Consider the following 23376-nt stretch of genomic DNA (forward strand, 5'->3'; position numbering starts at 1 on the left):
CCCTCGGCCAACCGTTCTGAAACTGCGCGCAACACTATCTCTGTCTGGTACAAGATTGTCACTGGCCGTCGTCTCACTCGTCGATGCCGAGATATTTGAGAATCCCGAGGAGCCCGTCGTCTCCATCGTACATCTTGGAGTGGTGTGCGGAGTCCGCGAGGAGTGCTGCTGCGACCCGAACTCGACTGCACGAGACCATCGACATGTGCACGAGGCCGCGGAAGCTTATCGAATGTTCTTCCCCCACCGACGACGATAGAACTCTCTAACCGCGACCTGTTCACGAGGCCGACCGCCTCAAGCGCCTCAGTTCGCCGTGTGAAGGTCGACTGTTGAAACACGATAAGGTGTCGTGGATCGCGCCGGAGTCCCTGTGCGGCCCTACGAACGCCCGAGAACTCACACATCCGGTGTGTCGATGTCATGTGTGATGAGGGGCTATCGCGAAGCACTCATCAGTCCCGGTCGGCGAGACCGGTCATTTCATCCCCCTTAACAATTCCCCTTCTAGACTAGACCACTAGCTTAATAACCATCCACCTCTAGAGTCTCCTCCTTCCTTACCGCCAACGATTTTTGTAGGGTAAGGCTTGGGCCTCGCTTACGCTCGACCCAAGCCATACTCCTACAAAAATCGTATTTCAGCACAGTTGTTAGTATTACTACTAGCTCAATCAGCCTAGTACTAGCTGCAAGTCTAGATACTAGTCTTCTAGAAGCTAGACTAGAGGGATTGTTAAGGGAGAGTCATCTCCCCGCCGTGACGTCGGATTTCTAACAGCGAGGCCCGGAGTGGGCCGATTCGATAATCGAGGTAGATCAAATCATGAGTGACAACACTATCAAAGCGATCGAGAACATTCTTGAACAGCAGAACAACAACCTGACCGAAGACGAGATCAACTTCATCTGCAACCGAATTCGGCTGAAGGCGCATCCATCGAAATTCAGATGGGCGGTCGTCGACGCACTAGACAAGCCCCGCGATGCATCTCGACTGAGCCTCGAGGGGATGATGATTCACTGGATGGGCGACATCGAGCTGGCAATCAAGGTGGTTATCGGGTCGGAGATCACGGGCGACTACTCCCCGCAAGATACGAACAAAGTGGAGGCGCTACGATCTGAGATTCGTTACTTCAGTAACTTCTACGACTGGCAATGGGGCGTCAACTACGATAGTGAGACAGACGAAGGGGACGACCACGGCACCGATGACTCGGGGGGCGATGACGACTCCTCAAGCGGCACAACGTCCCAACGTCGAAAGTCCGGGAATGGGAAGTACTACAGCCCTTACGACAAGAAAAAAGCAGACGTGATGCGGAGCATCTGAGACGCGGCTAGCGTTCGAAATCGTGGTGTACCTACTCAATCTGGTCAACACAGTAGGTACATGCAACGATCGACCCGTCGGGCATGAAGTACATCTCGTCTTGGGAAACGACTTCCCCGCAATTCCCGCAGGCCTCGGGGTCGCGTGGCCCGTAGATGAGCCCACCATTGAGGTCCATTTCCGCTGCGACGAGCGCCTCGAGAACCTCCTCGATCGGTAACGAGTGGACAATCTCCGTGTCCGAGCTAATGCCCTCGCAAAATGTGGAGGCATCCTCAAATCGATCAAGGCAGTCCTTCACACGTTTATCGGCGGTGTTCTGATAATGGAGTTCGGCACGGTTGATCTCCATTATTCACCACCTCGCCACCGACGATGACCTTCGTTGTGGTCGGGCAGGTCTGTCCAATAACAGCGATATCGCCGGACGGCCGTTGTCGTTACAATTTGGTCTTGGTCTCGAGGTTTCTCGCATCCAGGGTTTCGCTGTGAACATGGAGAGGGTAGCACCACGCCCACGATATTATAGCTTCAACCTTGTGCCCACACCGCCACCGCCAGACTAGGTGAATCCACTCCAGATCATCGTGGTTGGCGTCAAGCCACGTACCGAACGCGCCGTCAACGAAGCGATGGACGTCTCGTTGTTCTCAAAAGATGGTTGCTGCGAGGTGCAGTCGGTGTCAGGGGACCGATACAAAGTAGACGTCATCGGGGAGTCGTGTACTTGTTTCGACTGGCAATAGCGAAACCTGAGAGTGGCTGCAAGCATTTGCGTCGAGTGGATCATGAGATCAAGCAAGACGTATCCTCCAGTCTGATGGTCGGCTCCCCAGTCGAAGGAGTACCCATAGTAACCAACAACGACGGACTCAGTCTCCGAATCGTTGGTTAACGAGACTACGCTGAACCAAGCTCACGGTAACTCGCCAGTCTCGTCGACGAGATCCTCCTCAGTTTGCCAGCGATACAGCCGCCCCTCCCGATCAAATAGTTCGACGACACCGTACTGCATCTATCCTCTGGATCTTGCACGCTCCTTCTAACACTAGCTCGGTAGTACATCGAATCTCTGCAAGAGATAGGGCGTATATTCAACAGAAGTGAGATGGACCGGTAAGAGCCTGAACTCACAGATGTCGAGCGGTGGCTTATTATGACATATAGGTATATACGAGTAGTATGGAATTTTCACAGAATGAATTCCTTGAGCAACTCCAGGACATTGATTCCTACAAGTTTGAGCAGTTTGTCGGAGAACTTTGGGAGTTGCAAAACTGGGATACGTATGTCACAAAAGGTGCGAATGACGGCGGGGTTGATGTTATTGCCGAACAGTCAACACCGTTCCCGAAGAAACAAGTAATTCAGGTCAAGCGATACAGGCCGTCGAATTCGGTCGGAAGACCGGATATACAGCAGTATGCAAGCATCCGACAAGAACAAACTGACGTAGACACGGTAGTCGTAGTGACTACCGGTCGATTCACCGATGGTGCAAAGGAGGTGGCAAAGAGGCTCAATGTGAAACTCATCGACGGCTCTCAACTCTATAACCTTATTGACGCGCTCGATGCGTTTCAACTCGCCCAGTCATATATTGACCCGGAATCCAACCGGAACGGAACTGCCCTAACCGACGTTGAGGGCGTCACCACTAATACGCCACTGCGAAATGCGGATGCGGTGGGGAACTCTCAATCGATAACTGAGTTTGATGAGGACACGCACCCCTATGATGTCCCAAAGCTTCTCCCAAGCCTCATAATACTTCGAAGAGAGATCGCCAATAATCTCCAGGTCCTCCAGTCCAAACTCGACAGTGCTGAGGAAGCGTTCTACAAAGAGCGATACTTCGACGCAGTAGATGAGTATGAAGAAGTAAATCGACAACGAGAAGAATTGAAACAGAGCATTGTCCGGTACGATGCCGGACTTACTTATATTGATAATACCACTATCGCTCACCTAACCCCTACTGAGACGTTTACTGCAGAACTAACCCTGATTACAGAGAGAATTAATAATCATTCCCAGGAAGCTTTCCGAATTGCTGAACGAATAAAAGGTCTGGACTTACTAGTAACTGAGGTCTGTCAATATATGAATGATATTAGAGATCATATCGAAGTGGGCGACCAAATACGACGAACTGGAAAAGTTGAGGAAGGTCATTTGGAGTATGAACAAGCAAAGAATGAGCTTGAAGACCTACATGAGACATTAGAAATTTATCAGGGATTGGTTTCAGAATACGACGACGCAGTCATTGAGAATCACCGGGGGCCCCCTGAGGACTTTTCTCTTTCAGAACTTGAATCTGAGATTTCCTCCAAACTTGATTCGTTTGAGGAACACCTGAAGGTACCCAAAGCCGCTGAGGATGCAACTGGTTCATTCAGTACGGGGCTTCTCACTGGGAATAGCGGATTATTCGACAATGATTTAATTGGACATATTGATGATACTGAGAAGCTTGAATTCGTGTTCAAACTTCCGAGGAGGGGGTTCAAAATCGTTTTTTCTGATGGAACAGAAGAAACCCCCTATCACGATGCATTACAAGGTGGCTCCTGCTTCTTACTAATCACCAACCAGAGGGTTCTGCATATAGCGGGCGTGGACGATCACGATGAGAAACGAAGCATCAAATATGAACGGGTTTTGGATGTTACTGCTTCATCAGAGTCTTCCATACCTAATCTCCAGTTCAATACTGTTGATGGAGAGACATATGAATTCCTCGGAATGAGGACTTATATATCTGATCTTGAGCCTGCAGCTAGGTATATCAGAAATGAATTGAATTGTAGGGATAGTATTTAGCCCTACTCGGCCGTCCATCAATCTGTGCGTAGTTGTCGAGATGGATGAGTTGTATACCTATCTACCGACTGTTTCAACTCTCATTCATGGAATTGCCGATAGCTGATTCACCCTCTGAGTCGGCGACATGGTTTTATAAATGAGACTTGCAGAAGCACTGCAGTAAATGGAGATACACACTGAGTTAAGGGACGCGATGGCAATCGCACTTCGTCATCGACTTCATAGAGATAGCCTTTCAGAGGCAACTGCTCGACGTGCGTTCGCGTATCAACACGTTCGATACCCTGATCCGTAAGATAATCGATAGCGTCCCCTTGTGTAAGAGGTTGCCATCCTCTGTTGTGTCGAAATACTGCTTCAAGTTACCGAGCGCAGTTTCCTCATTGGAGGTGATCGGGGGTCCGGAATTGGGAATTATCTGGAGTATCGCTGTCCCGAATTTGATGATTAGGGCGGGTCTCATATTTTCATAGGACTTCTGAGCAAAAGGCTTGCTTCTGTCGCACCTAATTAACCAACAACAGTTCACGAATTTGGAGATTGTTGGTTAACATGATACTCCTTTCCTTCGATGCTGAAACCATCCTTAGGCCAATTGTGCGGGAAACTATTCCTCGAAGCAAGAACTATATCCGTAACCATGCAAATCCAGGTATGTCAGAGACACACGCCCCCGACGGCCCACCACCCTTCGAGGACGCGTTTCTCGGCGACGACGTTGAACAGCGCATCTACGGCACCATCCTCCAAACCCGTGAGCCAACGACAGCGAGTGCGATCGCCGACACCGCCAACTGTGATCCCAAGACGGCCCGGAAGTATCTGGGGTGGTTCGACGATCTGGGGATCGTCACCCGGCATGATGGCCATCCGGCCACCTACGAGCGCAACGACGCGTACTTCGAGTGGCGACGCATCAACCAGCTCGCCGCAGACCACTCCGTCGAGGACCTGCAGGAACGCGTTCGTGAGCTGACGACGCGCATCACCGACTACGAGGCGACGTACGACGCCGCGTCACCGGCCGCAGTCGACGCCGTCGCCGTGGCGGAGACGAGTGACGAGCGGACCATCGACGACGTGTACAGCGACCTCGCCGACTGGTCGACCGCCCGCGAGGAGCGCGAGCGCTACGAACGCGCCCGCCAGCAACGTGCCGGCGCCGACGGCGAACAAGCCTCCGGGTAAGACCAGCGATGGTGCCGCCAGCAGGCGATGGAGACAGCCCTGCTCCTATCGACCGTCCAATCCTCGAGTTTCTACAGACACGTCTCCAGGCCACGAACCAAGTCGAACAGGCGACCATCACAGACGCCAGCGGCCATCTCGAACTTCACGTCTCGTTCGCATCGCCGTACTATCCAGCGACCGTCAACGAGACGACCCTGACTGTCCGCTGGTACACGAACGACGACTTCAAAATCCACTATCGAGCGGTGCATCCCGAGAGCGCCTGGGAGTGCCGGTGGGACCGCCACCCGAACCCCCGTAATACGCGAGACCACTTTCATCCTCCACCGACCGCCCCGACGGCCGGCGAGGACGCCGCGTGGCCAGCCGATTATCGCGACGTAGTTGCGCTTGTCCTCGACGAGATCGAAGACTGGATTGCGGAGCTGTGGGACAAGTAAGAAGCGCCGTTGGGATCCTAGTCTTTCCAGATGAGACCGTCGATGTGTGCCTCCATCACCGTTTCATCGTTCTCATTGGTGCACACGACAGAATTCGAGAGCGAATAGCGATCGTCGCGTTCTTCGACTGTTTCGGTTGTCAATTCACACCGGATTGTGTCCCCGGTATACACTGGTTGGAGGAAGTCGAATTCCATCGTCTTCGCGATATAGCTCAGATCCCCACCGATTTTCGTCGGGAGGGTAGCGGTGAGTAACCCCTGGACGACTAAGCGGCCTGCTTCGTCAGGTTCGGTGTGGATCGCTTGCTGATCTCCTGAGACCTCACCAAATTGGTGGACATCCGCTTTCGTAAACGTCCGCTCGTAGGTGTGAACCTCGCCTTCTTCTGGTGAATATGGTCCGGGCATGAATACTCTACATTTCCTATTCCAGCAAACCAGTATAATTCTGCGGTACGGGACATCCAAAAGTCGGCTAGGTTCTAGCGAAGAACATCTGAACCAGCGCTATTGATGATCTAATTCGAGCGGTTCGATGACGTCTTCGGGGCGAATCGTTCCACCTTCGAGAATATCAGTCCGTAGCCCTCCTCGGTGAGTGAGTGCCTGCAGTACGCCGTCTTGTGTGATGCGCTGAAGGTGGGTACACGGTTCACACAGACGATCCCCTCGACAGATTGCCTCACCGACTCGGAAGCGTTGTCCAACGAGATGGTTGAGCGCGACATCACGAGTTTCGATGTTCCGACGGTGTTCTCCCGGGGCGAGTTCGATTCCCGCTTCACGTTCGATCGCTGTAACGGCCTCCTGCTCGATCAACGTGAGGTCGTACCCCTCGTGACGTTCTTCATCTGATTCCCATTCGACGAAGGTCCCTGTCTCAATCTCGCTAAAATAACGATCTCCTCGGAGCCCTCTCCCGGCGACCGCTTCAATATCGGTCTGTTCTTCCATCTCCGCTTCGGCTTTCGGTGCAATAAAGATCCGTTCGACAGTTCCACTTCCGGTCATACGTGCTATGCTGTTCGATAGAAAGATAAACGCCAGGGTGTAGGTATTGTCGGCCAGATGACTCAGCGGTATGTCCGCACGTGTCGTGGACAATACGTCTCAGACCGCAACTATCAATGTCAGTTTTCCGGCGCCGTCACACGGAGTTCATCGTCGACCTCGTAGAAGTAGCCTCGCTCGAGTAGCCGGGTGAGCGCGTAGTTCGCGTCTTCAGGTTCAAGGGTCAGTTCATCGGTTCTGAGAAGGATCTCGAGTGCTCGCTCTCGAGGGACCGACTGTACGTCTTCCTGATCGTCCGAATTGAGACTGTGCGTACAAAGGACGTCGTACGCATCAAGAATCCACTCCGACAGTGGCGGTCGTGGATCGGTGCTGTCGTTCATCTCGTCTTCGTGCCCGTCTCTTTCGTATCGAGTCGTTTAAGAATACCTCCTTGGGGGAGTAGAGCAGATTCGTGGGGGAAACTAACCGACTCAAAGAGCGCTTTCGAATGAGTGACTTTCATTCCAGTCAGCCTTGCTCTCCCTATCGATCACCCGCCCGGAACTCGTTTTTCGCGCCTGAAGGGTGAGGCGCGACCACGTGTGCCTCGAGATCACTGATGAGTACAGATCAGCCACTCCCGAGCGAATCGCATCGAGACGACCAATCCCAGACGAAGACGAGTGACCGAGATCGCAGCTACCCAGGCGACGTTGCCCGTCTTAACGGACACGAGCTCGTCGCCATCGACGAGTGGCTTCCCGGCGCCGAACCTTCTCCATACGAGATCGACCTCACAGAGGGGTCCGAATACCGCACACGCTACTGGCGCTGCAGAAAATGTGGGCAAGAACGAAACCGTCGCAACGAATTCACCAGCCCTGTGCGGATCCACAGCCACCGACTCCACTCGAGGCAGGCGGCTACTCGATCGACGAACCACGAACCCGTCGAGCACTGAGCGAGGATATGGACGTCCGCTTCGCCAGCGTGTGCCCAACCTACGAGGTCGTCAGCGAGAGCGGGAACACATACACGGTCGATGTCGAGGCGGAGACGTGCACCTGTCCGGATTGTGAACAACGCCAGCCCGCCTGTGGCTGTAAACACCTCAGACGCGTCGATCTCGAGATTCGGATTGGGATCTCCCCCGCCCCGGATGGGACGTTCAACCGGTGACTGAGAGGTGGCCAGGTCGTCCGCTCGAGATAGTTTATCGGCCCCGGGAGGGGTGCGGGGGCTCGACTGAAGGCCACCGCAGCAATCCATGCGAGCAAACAACGTAGCACCAGCGTCGCCAGACGCTGCAACGATAGGGCTCCTGAAGCGAGGGATCGCCAGATGACCAGGTGTACCGAGTGTCGAGTACCAACCTGTACGAGACGCACCCGCGATCGGGCCGGATACGCTGGCCGGTTCTGTTCGGACCGCTGTGAAGTCCGCTACGAGCATCTGCAGGCGGCCGCGCGAGACGCAGTTCGGGAGGACGCGTACTGATGCTCGAGCAAATCGACCATCGAGGCAAGCGCTTCACGATCGAAGACGACGACGTCGACGACGATCGATTCTCCGTTCGTCGTCGGCGGGCAGCTGCCCTCGAACGACAGGCCCAGCGAGAACGCCGCGAACTCGAGCGGGCGAAAGCGGTCGATGGGTTAGCCGGGGCGAAGCCCGACGTCGAGTTACTCGATCGATGACGCCAAGAAGCCTGGCCCACAGGACGTCCCTGCGTTCGACCGAACTGAGTGTCGAGATGGCGACGGCTAAACACGGTACTCAGCGCAGCCGCTCGGTGGAGGAAGATTCCTGTCTTTCGGTTTTGTTGAAATCCTTCAGCCCTAGCAACAACTGCGTGTTGAATACAGGCGCATATCACTCGAAGAGTCCGAGAAAATTCACGAAGATTCATATTTACCGTACTCAGTTAACTAATGGGATTCGGATAATCAAGACGCCAAATCTCCATCTAAGGAGGTCGGGCGTCGCCCGGATTCCAACCCATGGCCATGGGTTTAAGCTAATTGTATGAGCATCCTCTTGGTATGTCTCATAAAAGTTCCCGAATGGTTCACCAAATAAAGACAGACACAAAAATTGGAAGTCTAACCGTCGCTGATAGATGTAATAAAGATGTAAAGTTCGGTTTTATTGGACGGGGAAGACCTCAAAGGCTCTCTGTGTCATTTCATTTGAATCATCAATCAGAAGATATAAAAGCAGAAGCTGAACTCAGGATGACCCCCGAACAAACACGACAATTTGCTCGGGCTTTGATGCAAGCAGCTGATGATCTAGACGAATGTAGAAGATGAGATTGATTGCGAATAGACTGTAGTTTGCAGAACTAACTCTCTGTATTCAGCACAGCTGTTCAAGTTTATCACTCGATGATAATTCAATAATCCTGTATTTCGGGGTTTGTGTCCTCTTCTGCAGTTCTGCAGACGGGGTGACTGGTTTAACCAACAAGTCCCGAGTGAGGATCCCAAGCCGTTGGTTAAGCTCTCGAGTTCAGAGTCCTGATTCACCCTCCTCACCTGTTCCCCACGATGAGTCTGTCGGCGCCGTGAGGCGCGAGGCACGCTCGAGAGCGTGCCAGGATGTGAGTTTCCATGACTGATTCAGACATCCTCGACGACAGATCAGACGATCACGAGCGATTCGAAACCGAACTTCTCGCACAGGATCGGGATGCAGCCCGGGTATCGACAGCGGACGTCGACGAGACGACGGCGCGACACCTCGTCAGTGACCTCGTCGACGACGGTGTCGTGACGGCAGTCGCCGAACAGCGAGTGCTGGTCCACGAGCCAAGCGGCGAAGCCTTCGACTCGAATCGGCAGTTAGTCATCTTCCATCGCGGCTGGTCGGCGGCCCGTAACGCTTGCGAGTCAGCAGAATGATGCAGCAGACGCTCTCCGGGTGTACCTTCTGTGAGGCAGTACCCGGGTCTGCGGCAGGCACGGCGTACACGTGGGGGGGAAGACGAGCGAGTCACCCACTAGATCTGCGTCGACTGTGCCGTCCAGGAGCATCCCGATCTCGACGAGCGTGATCACCACGCCTGTAATAGCTGTGGGCTCGTCGTCGACACGCTCGCTGCACTCACACGATTCCGTGTCGAACTCGGGCATCTCGAAGGGCCGTTACAGCTGTGTGCTCGCTGTAGCCCCGGTGGCCCCGCGACGTACTGGACGCGTGACCTCGAGGAGCACCTCGTCACGCCGCCGGCGGAGTGACCCCAAACACTCTTTACTGCTTTGCTGTAAACTGTAATCGAGGCCAAAGCCGTGTCACGTACGTCACACCGAGCCAACGGCGACGTCATCCGCGACTTCCTCTCAGTCGCGGATCTTCTCGAGGAGCCACAGCTCGCTCAACTGTACGCGTATATCGATCACGAGGAGGAAGTGACCGTCCAGGAGGTGATGGACACTCTCGACCTCGCGCAGGGAACAGCATACACCTACGTGAACCGGTTGGTCGATGCTGGTGTCCTCGAGGCGACGACTGACGAGCAACCACGAAGATATGTCGCTCGCGACATCGACCTGACCGTCACCGCTGCCGACGGGACCCGAGAATACACGATCACGCCAGCGCTCATCGATGCCGTTGGACGCCGCACGGCCGACGATGACATCGATACATACATCGATCGGCACGGAATCGCCGGCCTCGCGACAGCACTGATCTACACCGTGGATCGAGAGCGGGGGGAGGTCACCCACCGGCTGATGGCTCGTGATCTCGATATCTCCCCGCTCGCGGCCGAGATTGTCCTCCAGGCGCTTCGGCCCATTGTCCACGAGCACTTCGATATCGGAGAGGACGTACGTCACGGTACCGAAGAGGAGAGCAATGAATGAGTATCGTAACAAAAGAACGGACACAAGTGACGCAGCGCTTAGTTTATCGGTGTTCCATGGAGGGGACTGATGGAACTCAGTGACGACACGCTCACGGTTTCACGGGAACTTTCAGAACTCGACAAAGACGTACTCGCGTTCACACGGATCCTCGACGCCTGCGGGGTTGACTACGTCATCGTCAGTGGGTACGTCGCGATCCTTACTGGGCGATCGAGATCGACAGAGGATATCGACGTCATTCTGGAGTCGCTGTCCAAAACGGAGACCGAGCAGTTGGTCGCTGAACTCAAAGATAGGGGATACTGGGGGATGGCGATGCCGCTCGATGAGATGTATTCGATGTTGAACGAAGGCAGCCGAATCCGGATTGCCGAGGACGGAGAGATGTATCCGAACTTCGAGACGTGGTTCGTCTCGAACGACGTTGAGCGCGAGGCCCTCTCGAATCCTCTCACGGTTACGTTCGACGAGGGGCAGATCGAGATCAGTCCGCTCGAACTCCAAATTGCATACAAACTCCGGCTCGCGCAAGCTGCAGACAGCCTCACCGGGAAGGATTTCGAAGATGCACTTCACCTGTACTTGACTTTCGAGGAACGATTTAACACGGAGCAACTCGAAACGTACGTCAAAGAGCTTGGAGTGGAAGACTACTATGCTGAACTCACAGGAGTTTGAGGACGATCAACGCCGGAATACGGAGCAACGCCGTGCGATGATCAAGCGCTGGGCCGAGTACGTTCGGACGCACGACGATCGTGAGTGGTCACGCCAGCAGAATCGGCTTATCGACTCCCAGCTCCAGTCAGCCAATGAGATGGCTGCTGCTGGCGACACGGATCCCGTTCGGTTTGCAGCCGCTCGAGACCGGTTGCGCGATCGGTGATGTCCGACACTACTCATTCGGAGTCAGTCGACGACGAAGTCCACCAGCTGTACGAGCGCTATCAGGTGGCCGAGAGCGACGAGGAACGCCACCAGATCGCCCTCGAGATGGGGAAGCTCGACGGACGCCGCCACGCCGAGATCTACGCGGCACTCGAGGACGAGTGATTCGAATAATCTCGATCAGGTCGTCAAAAGGGGCGTGAGGAGACATCCGTGCGGGTGTACGGGTTGGAGTCTAAAGTCCTCGATACATATCTGTGGGTCTTCAGAATCCAGTGACATCTCGTAGGCGTTACTCATAGACTCCTGTACTCCCTGCCGTCAGACCGTTGTCGAAAGACGCTCAATGCGATCATTAGTTTCTTTGACAGCGTCTTTCTCTTTGAGACGGTTCACAATCTCCTGTAGTTCAGCTGTTGAGTACTCGAGTTCCTCATGAAAGCCCTCGGCCGCTCGGCATCCCGCAACCCACGCTGCGCGCCTCATTCTTGCGGTGCTTACGGGGTCGGGGGACGACCGAGCCGGCCTCGCCCTTTCTGAGTCCACCAGGACGGTGATTGGTTCGCTGAGTGATGAAGCCGATCGACCAGTGGTACAGAACGGCCCGCCCCGCTCGCCGCGTGCCGCCCTCCGCGTCGCTCGCGACCGAACATTCCGGGCTGCCTGCCTGCGGTAGCGGGCGGGCTGCCGGGCTAAAATGAATCTGGTCTCGACGCCAGCATTAAGCGCGTTTTCGGTTGCGCCCCTCGCGGGCTTTCGCGTTCCAGCGCTTTGGGCCGTTCCGCGCGGCGAGTCACCCTACGACTCGCCGTGCTCACGACCGTCGCCCTGGACACGGACCCGCCGTCCGGGCCGGACACGAGAAACGGCTTACAGCTGGCCGCTCGCTCCGGACGGGCCGGCGCGCGGTGCTGGTTGGGTGGCCTCCCTTGGCCCGCTCTCGCTCGCGCCCCAGGGGACGCTCGCGAAGGCGCGAGCGAGAGCGCGCAGATGGTTCTGTCGGTCGGTGTCGTCGGAAAAACGCGATATAGCAGCATCGCGGTGGCGGCGCGTGAGCGCCTTCGTCGGAAATCACCTGTGAGTGATTCCAATGTCAAGTAAGAACGTTACCAGTAATGTAGTTTCGGTCGATGAACAGGCATTCGAAAAAGCGGACGAAACGAAGGTCGATGAGGACGGCTTCGAGGTCGTCGACGAGACGCCGAAATTCCAGGTGACGGTGCAGATGGAGGTGCAGGCGAAGGTCGATGCCAACCACCCGGACGGGATGGTCGACACCAGTGACGAACGGATTCGAGGTGTGACCCTCGAACAGGAAGAGCGCATTCAGGCGCGGGAAGCCGAACTGGAGCGCATCAGTGCCCAAGCCAATCTTGGAACGCAGGACGGTCGCGAGCAGCGCACGCGAGACATTGCGGCGAAGCGGAGCGCTGAGCGGCGTGCTGCGTTCCAGAAGCGGGCGGCGAGCGTAGATCCGCTGGCAGATCCGGAGCGAGAGGATCCCCGTGCAGAGCTCACCCAGGAGCAGCTGGCGGCGGTGAACAGACAGTCGATACGGCTGGCCGAGAAGCTGGACGGCTGGTCTCGAGCGGCGATCGGGCGGCGGTTGGCCGAGGCCGTCGTCGGTGGGAACGACCTGATGAGCGCAGTCGTCAGCGTGTTCGAGGAGCTGGAGACGGCGCCGGGACAGGTGGTCCCAATCGGGAAACTCGAGGAGGTCGGTCGCAAAGAGGTGAGTATCGAAGGGACGGTGACGCAGCTGTGGGAGCCATCGAGTGCAGCCATTTCCCAGGTGGGTCTCATCGAAGACGAGAGCGGGCGTACGAAGCTGACGTCGTGGGTTGCGAGCGACCAACCCTGGATCGAAGAAGGCGAGCGCGTTCGCATCCACGGCGCGGCGAAGAACTGGTACAACGGGCGCGTCTCCGTGGCCCTGACCGGGTGGAGCACCGTGCATTTCCCAGAGCGCGGTCGGTGGTGGGAGTAACCGGTCGCAACAGCTCTTTTTTGCTACGTGCCGGACCGACCCAGACCCCACCACCCTACCCTCCGCTCCGTGCTCGCTCCCGCTGGTCGCTGCGCGTGCAGCCACGACCATTGTTACACAGGTCAAGAACTCGCGGAGGCCCCTGTCGAAAGGTCGACGAGAGGGAGTTTTTCCGCGCCTGAAGCGGTGAGGCGTTGACCTTTCGTCGGTGTCCTGATCTTCGATGGAATCAGAGAAACGATTGTATATCTGTGAGATCTGTGGAGCCGACTTCAAAACACCAGGAGCAAAGGGCGGTCACAAACGAGCGCATCAGCTCAAGATCAGCCGCGAAGAATTACTAGCTGAACTCCGACGGTTGGCGAATGTCTCAGGGCGGGCACCGACAATGAAGATGATGGACGAACAGGGTGCGTATTCTGCGGCTTGTATAAGGCAACGGTTCGGTACGTGGGGAGATGCACTACAAGAAATTGGATTATCACCGAACATCAGATACGACATTCCGTCATCGGAAGTCAAAGAGGACATCAGAACAATCGCAACAAAACTTGGACGTCCACCGACATCGCCAGAGTACCGTGAACGAGGGGATTTCTCCGTTAGCCTTGCGCAAAATTTGTTTGGGAGTTGGAATGAGGCACTAGCAGCTGCTGGGTTTGAGCCGCAGTGCGAACATCGAATCCCCGACGATGGTCCCCTCGATGAAATCCGGACGCTCGTCGAGGCACTGGGGAAGGTCCCAACAGCGACCGATATGGATGAGTACGGTCGTTTTTCTTGTCGGTGCTATTTTGATCGATGGGACGGCTGGCAGGCCGCAGTTCGATCTGTTGGCCACGAGCCAGTTGGTCGTCCATCAGGACCTGCCAACGGCAACTGGAAAGCGGACTCAAAGGATGAGCGACGATACTACGGGCCGAACTGGAAGGCACAGCGGGCGAAGGCGCTTGAGCGAGACAGCTACGTATGTCAAACGCCGGGGTGTGACTGGTCACATACTGCCCATCGGGGGGCGTTCGGGAGGGGACTGCACGGTCACCATATCCAGCCGCTCAGTTCATTCGAGGACAGGGACGACGATGTGGACTTCGAGCGGGCCAATCGGCTTGAGAATCTCGTGACGGTGTGCGTTCAGCATCATCGCCTGTGGGAACGAGCTGCCCCACTTAGACCAGATACAAACCGATCGCCTCGGGACTAAAATGAGTAAATCAGTTCCGGCGTTCGCGAGGGGCCTACTGGTGAACGTCGGTGGTTCAACATCACCATGGGAAATGGGTTTTTCTGCCCCTCGAGGAGTGGAGGGCATAGCGATAGCGTGTCCTCAACGAAGTATGTCCAAGGAAACTACTCTTACAACCCGTGAGCGACTCCGAATCCACCTTTAAGAGGCGAAACGAGCGACCACCTCTCCCGTCGTCGAGGCACAGTTGACGGCCGCATTGGACGTCTGGGACGACCTGCCGCTAACGCCGTTACAGGAGTGCCCGATCTGTGGGAAAGTCGGATTGTCAGAGCAGATTCAACAACACAAATGTGAGTCGACGTCATGAAAACAGTGCTATCTATGCCCATACAAATCACTGACCGATAGCTGAGGGCATATTTTTGCTAAGTGAGGATGAATAGTGATGAAGTGACCTCAAGTATTCAAATCGAGTATTATCCTGGTTCTGAGGAGATACCAAGAATCGCTAAAGATGTAGCGGATATTTTCAGACAATATGAATCGAACCTCTCGACAATAGAGTTGTCACAGGAGGACCGGCCAAAGAGTAATGAGGTACTTGAGATGGTCCGGCCGGGATTGGAAAAACTGGGCTTTCAGGTAGAAGGAGGAGAACAGGGCAGAATCTATCGAGCAATTCTCAAAGGTAAACATGGAGAGCCGAAGAAAGCTGCCGAAGTCGATGGTTTTCATAAAGGAAAGAGGTGCGTCTTGGAAGTTGAGGGGGAAGAGGAGGAGAATCTAATGCAGTCTATCGAAATCTGGTTCGAACGATGGCCATGGAGGATATCAACTGTCTCATCATCGCTGTACTAAATGAGTACAAGCACGGCAACAACCGGACTGCATATCACTTCAATCGTGCCGAGATATCCATTAAAGCGCTGGCTGAATCATCACAAATGGATCTTCCATTCGGAGTGACTCTTATTGGATATTGAACCTCTTGTTATCCTTCGGAATGCATCTGTTCCAGGAGTTCGAGTCTCTCCCAGATGAGACGTAATCTGGCCAGCCGGTGTGGGAGTGCCAGGGATGTCAGTTGCCTCGTCACGGACCAACTCCTCGCTGAGATACTCAGCAGAACAATACCTTAACCAACAAGGAACGTAGATGCCAAATTTGTTGGTTAAGTCTGATGCAGGACTTGGCGGAGGACATCAGCGCACCTGTTTCATTTCTCTGGACCAGGAGTCGGCGAGGACGCACGTGACGTGCTCCAAAAATAGAGGGAGAGACGACAGCTACGCGTACAGATTCTCCCGACGGCCTACATCCTGGACGCAAATCACGCCGGACCGATCATCGATCACGGCAAACACACGGAGATGACCGACGCGAAACCGACCATCTACCTGGCCCGGTAACGGCTTGAAATCCCATTGCCGCGGATGCCGGAACTCAGACGTTGCGATCTCTACCAGCTTGTTCCGAAGGTATTCCTGTTCTCGCTGTTCCAGTGCCTGTACTGCTGCGGTCGCGGATCGGGTAAAATCCAGTGTGTACGTCATGGTGTGGTCGGTGGCGATGTATCTCTGCTTCCGGTGCAATCACGTTCAGCTGGCCGCAAACCTAGCTAGAGGATCTTCGACAGTTCCCGCGTAGCCAGGTTCTTGGCATCGTGCCAGTGCGTTCCCACCGTCCACTTTTGGCAGGTGGATTCGTCCGGCATTCGCCAGTGATACAGGCGCGTGCACGAGGGACAATCCGGGCGATCAAGTTCAACCACGGCAACCCATCGATCTGTATCCTTCCGCACCTCGAGATATCGGGTGACCGTGTACCGAGGATGAACCGGTGTCGGCGGCGGGTTGGTCTGTCCTGCACCGCGCTCAAACCGAGCGACGGCCCGTCGTTCCTCCTGCCAGTACTCGGGACGAATCCGCCACGAGTGAACGTTCCGCCACTGGGAATCATGGGAGTCACAGGTTCGCCGAACGAGCCTGACCCGACGTGCGTACGTGTCCGGATCATGATCGTGGACGACGCCTTCCCACCATGTCCCGGTGTTTTTGATCGTGACGTTCTCGATGTCTGTGCAGCCGTTTTTGGGTGATGGAGTTGTGGACATGTCTCCATTTCACCAATGGTTGGTAACACAGTTAAGACTCCGTAAACCCACGATAGAACGCCTGAACCGCAAATGCACAGAAGCTATTTGAAAGAATATAAATTGAATGTGTTCTGTTGAGGGTCCCAATCGTCCGCGCGTTTCGCAGCTGGCGCGCGCGTACGCGGGCGACTCGCGCGCCAATTGGAGGGGTACCAAAGAGGGGGTGTCCGGAGATATATCACTATTCTGATCACCCCTCGAAATCAAGCCGGATTTTGTACTTAAACGGAAGAATCTCGGCTATGTCGTCGTTTTAATCGATTCTCCGTTCTCCCGGAAAAAGGTTGTCTACGTCCTGACCTTCTCAGTCCCCATCAGCGGCTTAAAAAATAGTAGTACCGCTGTTCCATGATCGGCCACGGTTCATAGCCAGTCACCCCACTCAGTCTGCCCGTCGACGTCCGGCCGCTCTCGCCAATGATCGATCGGAATCTGCTCCCCTGTCTCGATTTGTTCTGGTTGATACTGCTCGAGACGGCCGTCCTCCTCACTCAACCACGCCATTTGCTCGCCTCTCCCCTGAAAATCGTATTCTTTGAACGAAAACCGGGTATCCCACGGAAACGGGTCAAACATATCGTTCTCGAGGAATGAACCAAGATCCTCGAAGAGCAGGTGGAGAAAGGCGAGATCCTTCAGACTACCCCTCACAGACTATATTGCCGTTCTCAGGCATCTCAGAGTATGCCATCCATATTCTGGAAATATAATAGGAGGAAAATATTATGGCGTTTGCGAGCCTGAATCTTGAATAGCAGCTGATTCAATAGTCAATGGGGTGTCAAAGCGGGATGAGCGAAGATGAGCTAAAGGAAGTACCACCCCCAGGGGCAGAATTTGAAGTTACAGTCAGTTATTTGAACAGGGTGATGGATGGGGTGGCGTGTATCGACAATCGTACGATAAATCTTGGGCCGATGGTGGAAAGCGCGGAAGGTGAGACTATCCGGGCAAAAATGATTGATGATACCTTTGCTAAATGTCTAGATCTGGAATATCGGAGGACTCCAGCAAAATATCCGCCTTCCGTGGATCCAATGTACGTCCCAAGTCCCGGAGGGCATTTTTCTGATATAATTGACAAGGTCAGCAATAGTGGGAAGGGGAGTATTCAGGTAGGAAGACATCGAATCAATATTGGACCTGTCAAAGATGAGTTCGTCGGAGAAGAAGTGACAGTAATGATGGTTGATCATCAGCGTGGTGTGTGTATATCAGAGGAAGCGAGAGATGATGGTTACGAGGACTGGCTTGCAGACGTTAGAGATGCTGATCAGAGTGTTCTTGCTGAATTGAAGGACGAAGATGAGGAGATGGCTCCGGAATCTGATTCTCGAATCACACAACGAAAGTTAGAGGGTCAAGAGACTGAGGCTTCCGACCAAGATACAGAGTCCGTTCCCAGTAATTCGCCTGAGTTGAAGGAGTTGCGGAAGAAGGCTGAGGAGGCTGCAGACGAGGATCCTGTGAGGGATACGTCGATGACAGTCGGATCACGGTATAGTCGGGCGCCAGCCATCAAGGTATACGCGAAAGCCCGGGCGGCTGGCGACTGTGAGTATTGCGGTGAACCGGCTCCGTTCGAAACACCTGACGGAGAACCGTATCTTGAGGTCCACCATGTGGATGAACTTGGTGAGGGTGGCTCCGATCATCCTGATAAAGTGATAGCGGTCTGTCCGACTTGTCACAAGGAAATCCATCACAGCAACCACGGAGAGAAAATGAATCAAGATATCAGGAAAATGCTTGAAGACAGCTTATCCGATGTCGGTATTGACCACTGAGATCTGTGTGGAACTTCACCAAATTTCATGTTGATACTGGGACTACGTACCGTATCCGGTCGCTAAGATCACGCATCAACCACAGTCCAGGTTTTACATTTCTTCATCGCTCTCCCGTAGAAACAGTGTGATCATTCCTTAATAGAGCGAAGGCGGTCCCTCCGTGAGCTCCGCCAGCACAGCCCTTACAGAGGTTACGCAACAAATTCTTGCCCGAAACTTTTCCCGAGTAACACACCCACCGCACACATTGCCACTGCAGCTGGAACAGCGGTAGTGTCCAAACTTGTTGCCACAGGAGACGCATCGTGCTATTACCATACGACTCCGTTCGAGACTGGTCGAACGAAGTCCACGATTTGGGCGCGATCCAGACAAACGATGGTCCGTGAGGGTGAGCGAGTACGATTCAGGGCGGCGGCGAAGAGCTGGTACAATGGACGATGTTCGATTGCGCTGACTCACTGGTCGGAAATCGTGTTCCCAGAGCACGAACCCTGGTGGGAGTAGGCCAGTAGCGGACTCTTTGTTGCTGGTGCCCGATCACCTACTACCCACCCCACCTCCACGTTTCGAGCTGCTCACAGCCATAGGCCGTTACGCTGCCGGGCTTTCGCTGGTTCGTTCTCTAGCAGGAAACCCGATTCCGTGTCTCTAACCACGAAGTGAGTGAATTATTAGTTGTTTTTCTCACTATAGCGTTCCAGTGCTAACTTGATCGACGCCGGTCGCTTGTTCACGTTGTCGTCACTTACACGCATCAGTCCCTGCGGGTAGTACCCGGCTGTGTAGTTGAAAAGCGCATTTACTTTCTCTCGAGGAATAGCTATTGACTCGAAATCCGCCAATGTATAGACTAGGTTTGATTCGCCACCTCGCCAAAATGTGGTGCTAGCCCAGCCCTCTTCATCCTCGAATTTGGATTCAACCCATGCTGTACCCACATAGTTCCCTTCCTGGTAGAATAGTACGAGATCTCCGCTTTGCATTTTCTCGAAGTTTCCTTCATTTCGTGCTCCTGTACGCGCTCCCCAGAACCGTACCTCTTCCATCCCGTTCAATGCTTCTGGGTGATCTGGATACTCGTTGAGATCGACGGTGGACTTTACAGTGTCGTCGAAGTTCGGCGAGTCACACGGTGCTAAAAACACGTTTGTCATACGAACAAACTGACAATCAATCTAAAATGCTATAAACCAAACGCTCTCTGAGCACTCTCCAACTCAATACAAGACAGAAATAACTGAAGGGTCTTATTCTCTCTACCGTTCTCTGAACACTTGCGACACGGTTTGGTTTTTAGGACCCGCTGACGGGCAGCGGTCTTCTCCCGCACTTCGGCGACACCGATGGTATCGAACCGCCGTTCACAAACTAGAGGACCCGCTTTGTGACCGTCTCGAATCACCCAAGAAAGGCCACGAGGACGCTCGCAAGTTCGGCGTTGTGATCGACGTCCGCTCGGAACCCGATTAATTTACCTACAACGAAACCCGCCGGCGCGTCCTCTCTCGGACTCCGGCCGACTGTCGGGGTTGTCGCAACGACTTACACTCTCGTCAAGACGTCCTAGGACGCCGCCTGTGTCCTGAACCGCCACCTCTCACCGGAGGACTCCCGACGCAACGCCCGTCCCGACGGGTTCCGGACAGCGTTCACGAATCTTAAAGCCGACGCCACGGACGCTTACGAACACGACATACTGGGGGAACCGATCTCTTCATTACATCGACAAGAAAAGACTGAAACAGGTCCAACCTTCCCAGACAAGCCTGAGGGACACCACTACCACCACCACCTTGGACCATTCTCTCACCCTTCCGAACTCACGGCTCAAGACCAACGAAGTCCTGGTGATCAACCGCAACACCAGAGCGGAGTACATCACGCCCGCGAGCGCTGACGTCAACGCGCCCTACGTTTCCGAACCGATCGACGATACATCGATCGGCATATACTTCGAGTTCCACACTGTCTGCCATGTCATGGCACGGAAACAGATCGCTCCAGACGGGCTCATCGACGCCTCGAGCATCGGCTACAGTCACGGCATCGTCGTAGACGGCACCCTCTTTATGTCCGGGCAAGTCGGTTGGAACGAGGAATTCGAACTCGCGGGGGAAGATATTACGAGCCAGACGCTCGAGGCCTTCGAGAACGTCGAGATACTCCTCGAAGACATCGATCGATCGTTGACTGACGTGACGAAAGTGACCGCACACGTCGTCGAGCTACAAACGAACCGGGACGCGTTCTTCGAAGTGTGGAACGACGTATTCGCCGATCCACCGTATCCGTGTCTCACGCTCCTCGGACCACAGCAGCTCGCGCAGGACGGGTTACTCGTCGAACTCGAGGTCGAAGTTCCGGTTGAGGACTAAATTAGAGATAGTTACTCGCTTTTGAAGTCGAGAGCTGATGTCGATGCGGCTGGCCGAAAAGCAGGATGGCTAGTCGCGAGCGGCGATCAGCCGGCGGCTGGCCGAGGCCGTCGTCGGTGGGAACGACCTGATGAGTGCAGTCGGTGGTGGGAAAAGCCGGGGCGACGCCCCTTTTTTGCTGACGTGTAGCGGTCACCGCCACCTCCCACCACCTCCACGGTCCGGGCTGCTCACGGCCAATGGCCGTTGTGCTGCCGGGCTTTCGCCACCCCATAGGTCCATGCTACCGCCGTATCGTGTGGTGTTTGTTCGCCCCAGAGTGGCTGAGGGGCGTCCCGAGCAACGCATCGTCCCCTCGTGAGCATCGTGGCAATCAGAGAGAGTTACGCGACGGCGTTCGACGAAGACGTCCAGACTGAGACCGAATCGAATCAGTGCCCCGAGTGCAATGGTCGGGTCACCACAAACGCTATCGAAACTGTCTGTGAGGACTGTGGACTCGTCACCGACGAGCAACGGATCAGCCACGGTCCCGAATGGCGAGCATACGACGAGGACGATCGCTAATTCGATTCGCGTCTTCGCGTTTTCTCGTAGAGACGAAAGTTGAGTGGACGCCTACTCTGATCCCTCTGAATCTCCCTCGATAAGGATCGAATCGGTAGGCAGGTTCAACAGATAAGCAGACTCCTCAATCAAGTAATCGCGGTGTGTCTCGATCGCTTCTGGAGACCAATCACCATAGTCTCCGCGAGCTACTCGCAGTGCCAGGTCGAAACTTGAACGCGGTTTCCCCCGCTCCCCCTGATAGATAGCAGCTTTCTCACCGAATGGCTTCTGAGCCGCCTTTGCGTTGAGATCGTACTGTAGAGGAATCAAATTTCCAAGCGTGTTTCTCAGCTGACTTGCCTCCTCTCTACTGAAATTGTCTTTCCAGTAATCGTATTTTTCCATCGCAGAACCGTACGACTTGGGAAGCACGTGTTCTATGTGCATTCCACCGCCTCTCTTCTCAATCTGCTCAACCTTCTGCGAGTCACTTAGACTGTATTCAATAGCAATCAGCAGGCTCTTGTGCCACTTCTCGTCTCCATATACATTATCAGAATACAGGCCGTCTCGAACCCGTTCCGGTATATTATCACGTTTTCTCTTACTCTCGATATACTCCTGGATCTCCTCCAAACTGGCCTCGTCGCGAAGCAGAGTCAAGATATTGATCGAGGGTATCTTGATTTTCTCACTGGTATAGTCTCCGATCCAGTACGAATAGTAGAACCCGATTAGCTCATCACGCAACTCGTCGAAGTAATCAATACCGTCCTTCTTAGCGGCAATAAGGATCGTCTTCCAATACAGAGTATGTGACAGATTTTCCAGGACGAAGATCTCTTTCGAACCTGAGTTTTCGATCTGGTTGTAGTTGTCCACGAAGTCCCGGATGTCATTGACAATCTTCTTAGGATTCTGCCCTTCAAACTCGGATTTCAGCTCCTGATACCTCGTTTCCTGTGCCTTAGACTGCTGGAGATACAGCCGATACATCCCAAGGATGCTGTCCAAGGTATCATAGTCATCATCGACCTTCGTAGTGATTTCCTTCCAGACATCGATTACATCGTCCTTGTCTTCGTCATCCTCCAGATTGCTAAGCAGATAGCTCTTGGTGAGATCAGAGACCGTCAAATCCTTCCCACGAGTATTGATGGTCTGGAAAAGCCTGACAGCATGTGCGAGATCATCGCTGATGATTCTAATCAGTTCGATATTCTGATCGATGAACTCGAAGAAGTCGTCGAGATTTTCGTGTCTGTCTCCAATTTTGTCATCCAGACAATCTATGAGGGTTTCGGCAGCCTCGGTGTACCTGTTTTTCTCATCCAAGTCAATCGATTTGAGTACTGACTGTTCGAGATCAGTTTGCTTACTGGTTCTCAACCGCGGTTTCTCCAACGCCTGTTCGTGGACTCTTCCCCTGACCCGTCTCTTGTTCCTATCGCTCAAGTGGTCGTAGAAATGGTCGTTGAAAATCGCATAGAGAATTATGAGAGAGGTCATCCTCTGCTGTCCATCCAGTATATCATAACGTGAATCACTATCCTCCTTCACCAAGATGACAGAGCCGAGATAATAGGGGCTGTCACGGTCCTCATTCCACGATTCGTAGAGGTCATCGACCAACTGCTCAATATGCGATCTCTCCCAGCTATACGGCCGCTGGTACCGAGGAATCTGATAAAGATCGTCCTCCCCATCGAACAAGTCTCGGCACTTCACCGGATCCGGATTGAAACTATGCTGCATTATACGACTGAATCAAACTACA

At 54.2% G+C, this 23376-nt stretch carries 23 protein-coding genes and 6 pseudogenes; 21 read left to right on the forward strand and 8 right to left on the reverse strand.

All coding sequences use genetic code 11. From position 1 onward, the window contains the following. Positions 1-73: 73 nt before the first annotated feature. Positions 74-199, reverse strand: a complete 126-nt coding sequence (locus AC6I65_RS12340) for a hypothetical protein (RefSeq protein WP_497903335.1) — start codon at positions 197-199, stop codon at positions 74-76. Positions 200-826: 627 nt separating this feature from the next. On the opposite strand from AC6I65_RS12340, the gene AC6I65_RS12345 reads away from it, so the two are divergent. Continuing rightward, the gene (locus tag AC6I65_RS12345) at positions 827-1336 is read left to right on the forward strand and encodes a hypothetical protein (protein ID WP_497903336.1); all 510 of its coding nucleotides are present in this window, start codon (positions 827-829) and stop codon (positions 1334-1336) included. A 31-nt stretch (positions 1337-1367) separates the two neighbouring features. Here the strand turns inward: AC6I65_RS12345 and AC6I65_RS12350 are convergent, their stop codons facing one another. Beyond that, positions 1368-1688: a hypothetical protein gene (locus AC6I65_RS12350; protein ID WP_497903337.1), complete on the reverse strand. Its 321-nt coding sequence runs from the start codon at positions 1686-1688 to the stop codon at positions 1368-1370. A gap of 244 nt (positions 1689-1932) precedes the next feature. Between AC6I65_RS12350 and AC6I65_RS12355 the strand changes: the two are divergent. The 4 genes and pseudogenes from AC6I65_RS12355 to AC6I65_RS12370 all read left to right on the forward strand — a co-directional run. Then, positions 1933-2245, forward strand: a pseudogene (locus AC6I65_RS12355) (hypothetical protein); the annotation flags it as partial. Positions 2246-2518: 273 nt separating this feature from the next. Next, a complete protein-coding gene (locus AC6I65_RS12360; protein ID WP_497903338.1) occupies positions 2519-4162 on the forward strand; it encodes a restriction endonuclease in 1644 nt (547 codons plus the stop codon). 657 nt (positions 4163-4819) lie between these two features. Next, the gene (locus AC6I65_RS12365; protein WP_497903339.1) at positions 4820-5353 is read left to right on the forward strand and encodes a DUF7342 family protein; all 534 of its coding nucleotides are present in this window, start codon (positions 4820-4822) and stop codon (positions 5351-5353) included. Between the two features lie 8 nt (positions 5354-5361). After that, positions 5362-5796 carry a toxin-antitoxin system TumE family protein gene (locus tag AC6I65_RS12370; RefSeq protein ID WP_497903340.1) on the forward strand — a complete coding sequence of 145 codons (435 nt, stop codon included), beginning with the start codon at positions 5362-5364 and terminating at the stop codon, positions 5794-5796. A gap of 17 nt (positions 5797-5813) precedes the next feature. Here the strand turns inward: AC6I65_RS12370 and AC6I65_RS12375 are convergent, their stop codons facing one another. From AC6I65_RS12375 to AC6I65_RS12385, 3 genes are all read right to left on the reverse strand, one after another. Continuing rightward, on the reverse strand, positions 5814-6206 hold the full coding sequence (locus tag AC6I65_RS12375) for a MaoC/PaaZ C-terminal domain-containing protein (protein WP_497903341.1): 393 nt from the start codon (positions 6204-6206) through the stop codon (positions 5814-5816). A 99-nt stretch (positions 6207-6305) separates the two neighbouring features. Further along, a complete protein-coding gene (locus AC6I65_RS12380; RefSeq protein ID WP_497903355.1) occupies positions 6306-6809 on the reverse strand; it encodes an MOSC domain-containing protein in 504 nt (167 codons plus the stop codon). A gap of 119 nt (positions 6810-6928) precedes the next feature. After that, complete coding sequence (locus AC6I65_RS12385) at positions 6929-7192, reverse strand: hypothetical protein (RefSeq protein WP_497903342.1); 264 nt, start codon at positions 7190-7192, stop codon at positions 6929-6931. A gap of 218 nt (positions 7193-7410) precedes the next feature. Between AC6I65_RS12385 and AC6I65_RS12390 the strand changes: the two are divergent. The 11 genes and pseudogenes from AC6I65_RS12390 (at position 7411) to AC6I65_RS12440 (ending at position 15585) form a co-directional block, all read left to right on the forward strand. Further along, positions 7411-7970 (forward strand): annotated as a pseudogene (locus AC6I65_RS12390) (hypothetical protein). Positions 7971-8287: 317 nt separating this feature from the next. Next, on the forward strand, positions 8288-8488 hold the full coding sequence (locus AC6I65_RS12395; RefSeq protein WP_497903343.1) for a hypothetical protein: 201 nt from the start codon (positions 8288-8290) through the stop codon (positions 8486-8488). 915 nt (positions 8489-9403) lie between these two features. Next, a complete protein-coding gene (locus AC6I65_RS12400; protein ID WP_497903344.1) occupies positions 9404-9694 on the forward strand; it encodes a DUF8069 family protein in 291 nt (96 codons plus the stop codon). Then, positions 9694-10030: pseudogene (locus AC6I65_RS12405) on the forward strand (DUF7558 family protein). The gene AC6I65_RS12400 and the pseudogene AC6I65_RS12405 overlap by 1 nt, the downstream one beginning before the upstream one ends. A gap of 51 nt (positions 10031-10081) precedes the next feature. Beyond that, complete coding sequence (locus tag AC6I65_RS12410) at positions 10082-10660, forward strand: DUF7437 domain-containing protein (RefSeq protein ID WP_497903345.1); 579 nt, start codon at positions 10082-10084, stop codon at positions 10658-10660. A gap of 69 nt (positions 10661-10729) precedes the next feature. After that, positions 10730-11341 carry a hypothetical protein gene (locus AC6I65_RS12415; protein WP_497903346.1) on the forward strand — a complete coding sequence of 204 codons (612 nt, stop codon included), beginning with the start codon at positions 10730-10732 and terminating at the stop codon, positions 11339-11341. Continuing rightward, positions 11319-11549: a DUF8150 family protein gene (locus AC6I65_RS12420; protein WP_497903347.1), complete on the forward strand. Its 231-nt coding sequence runs from the start codon at positions 11319-11321 to the stop codon at positions 11547-11549. The genes AC6I65_RS12415 and AC6I65_RS12420 overlap by 23 nt, the downstream gene beginning before the upstream one ends. Then, a complete protein-coding gene (locus AC6I65_RS12425; RefSeq protein WP_497903348.1) occupies positions 11549-11716 on the forward strand; it encodes a hypothetical protein in 168 nt (55 codons plus the stop codon). The genes AC6I65_RS12420 and AC6I65_RS12425 overlap by 1 nt, the downstream gene beginning before the upstream one ends. A 925-nt stretch (positions 11717-12641) precedes the next feature. Further along, on the forward strand, positions 12642-13538 hold the full coding sequence (locus tag AC6I65_RS12430) for a DNA-binding protein (RefSeq protein ID WP_497903349.1): 897 nt from the start codon (positions 12642-12644) through the stop codon (positions 13536-13538). Positions 13539-13761: 223 nt separating this feature from the next. Further along, positions 13762-14742 (forward strand): homing endonuclease associated repeat-containing protein, encoded by a 981-nt coding sequence (locus AC6I65_RS12435; protein ID WP_497903350.1) that lies wholly within the window; start codon positions 13762-13764, stop codon positions 14740-14742. A gap of 435 nt (positions 14743-15177) precedes the next feature. Next, complete coding sequence (locus AC6I65_RS12440) at positions 15178-15585, forward strand: hypothetical protein (RefSeq protein WP_497903351.1); 408 nt, start codon at positions 15178-15180, stop codon at positions 15583-15585. 1660 nt (positions 15586-17245) lie between these two features. Here the strand turns inward: AC6I65_RS12440 and AC6I65_RS12445 are convergent. Beyond that, complete coding sequence (locus tag AC6I65_RS12445; protein WP_497903208.1) at positions 17246-17386, reverse strand: hypothetical protein; 141 nt, start codon at positions 17384-17386, stop codon at positions 17246-17248. Between the two features lie 287 nt (positions 17387-17673). Here AC6I65_RS12445 and AC6I65_RS12450 point away from each other — a divergent pair, with 287 nt between their 5' ends. Both AC6I65_RS12450 and AC6I65_RS12455 read left to right on the forward strand, forming a co-directional pair. After that, complete coding sequence (locus AC6I65_RS12450) at positions 17674-18669, forward strand: HNH endonuclease (protein ID WP_497903209.1); 996 nt, start codon at positions 17674-17676, stop codon at positions 18667-18669. Between the two features lie 333 nt (positions 18670-19002). Next, positions 19003-19179 (forward strand): annotated as a pseudogene (locus AC6I65_RS12455) (DNA-binding protein); the annotation flags it as partial. Between the two features lie 167 nt (positions 19180-19346). Here AC6I65_RS12455 and AC6I65_RS12460 read toward each other — a convergent pair. Then, a complete protein-coding gene (locus AC6I65_RS12460) occupies positions 19347-19829 on the reverse strand; it encodes a hypothetical protein (protein WP_497903210.1) in 483 nt (160 codons plus the stop codon). 693 nt (positions 19830-20522) lie between these two features. Here AC6I65_RS12460 and AC6I65_RS12465 point away from each other — a divergent pair. The 3 genes and pseudogenes from AC6I65_RS12465 to AC6I65_RS12475 form a co-directional block, all read left to right on the forward strand. Beyond that, positions 20523-21050 carry a RidA family protein gene (locus tag AC6I65_RS12465; protein ID WP_497903211.1) on the forward strand — a complete coding sequence of 176 codons (528 nt, stop codon included), beginning with the start codon at positions 20523-20525 and terminating at the stop codon, positions 21048-21050. Between the two features lie 40 nt (positions 21051-21090). Further along, a pseudogene (locus tag AC6I65_RS12470) lies at positions 21091-21198 on the forward strand (DNA-binding protein); the annotation flags it as partial. Positions 21199-21416: 218 nt separating this feature from the next. Further along, positions 21417-21614 (forward strand): annotated as a pseudogene (locus AC6I65_RS12475) (TFIIB-type zinc ribbon-containing protein); the annotation flags it as partial. 54 nt (positions 21615-21668) lie between these two features. Here AC6I65_RS12475 and AC6I65_RS12480 read toward each other — a convergent pair. Further along, on the reverse strand, positions 21669-23354 hold the full coding sequence (locus AC6I65_RS12480) for a DUF262 domain-containing protein (RefSeq protein ID WP_497903212.1): 1686 nt from the start codon (positions 23352-23354) through the stop codon (positions 21669-21671). Between the last annotated feature and the right edge of the window lie 22 nt (positions 23355-23376).

This window comes from Natronosalvus sp. KLKA75 (genome assembly GCF_059736265.1).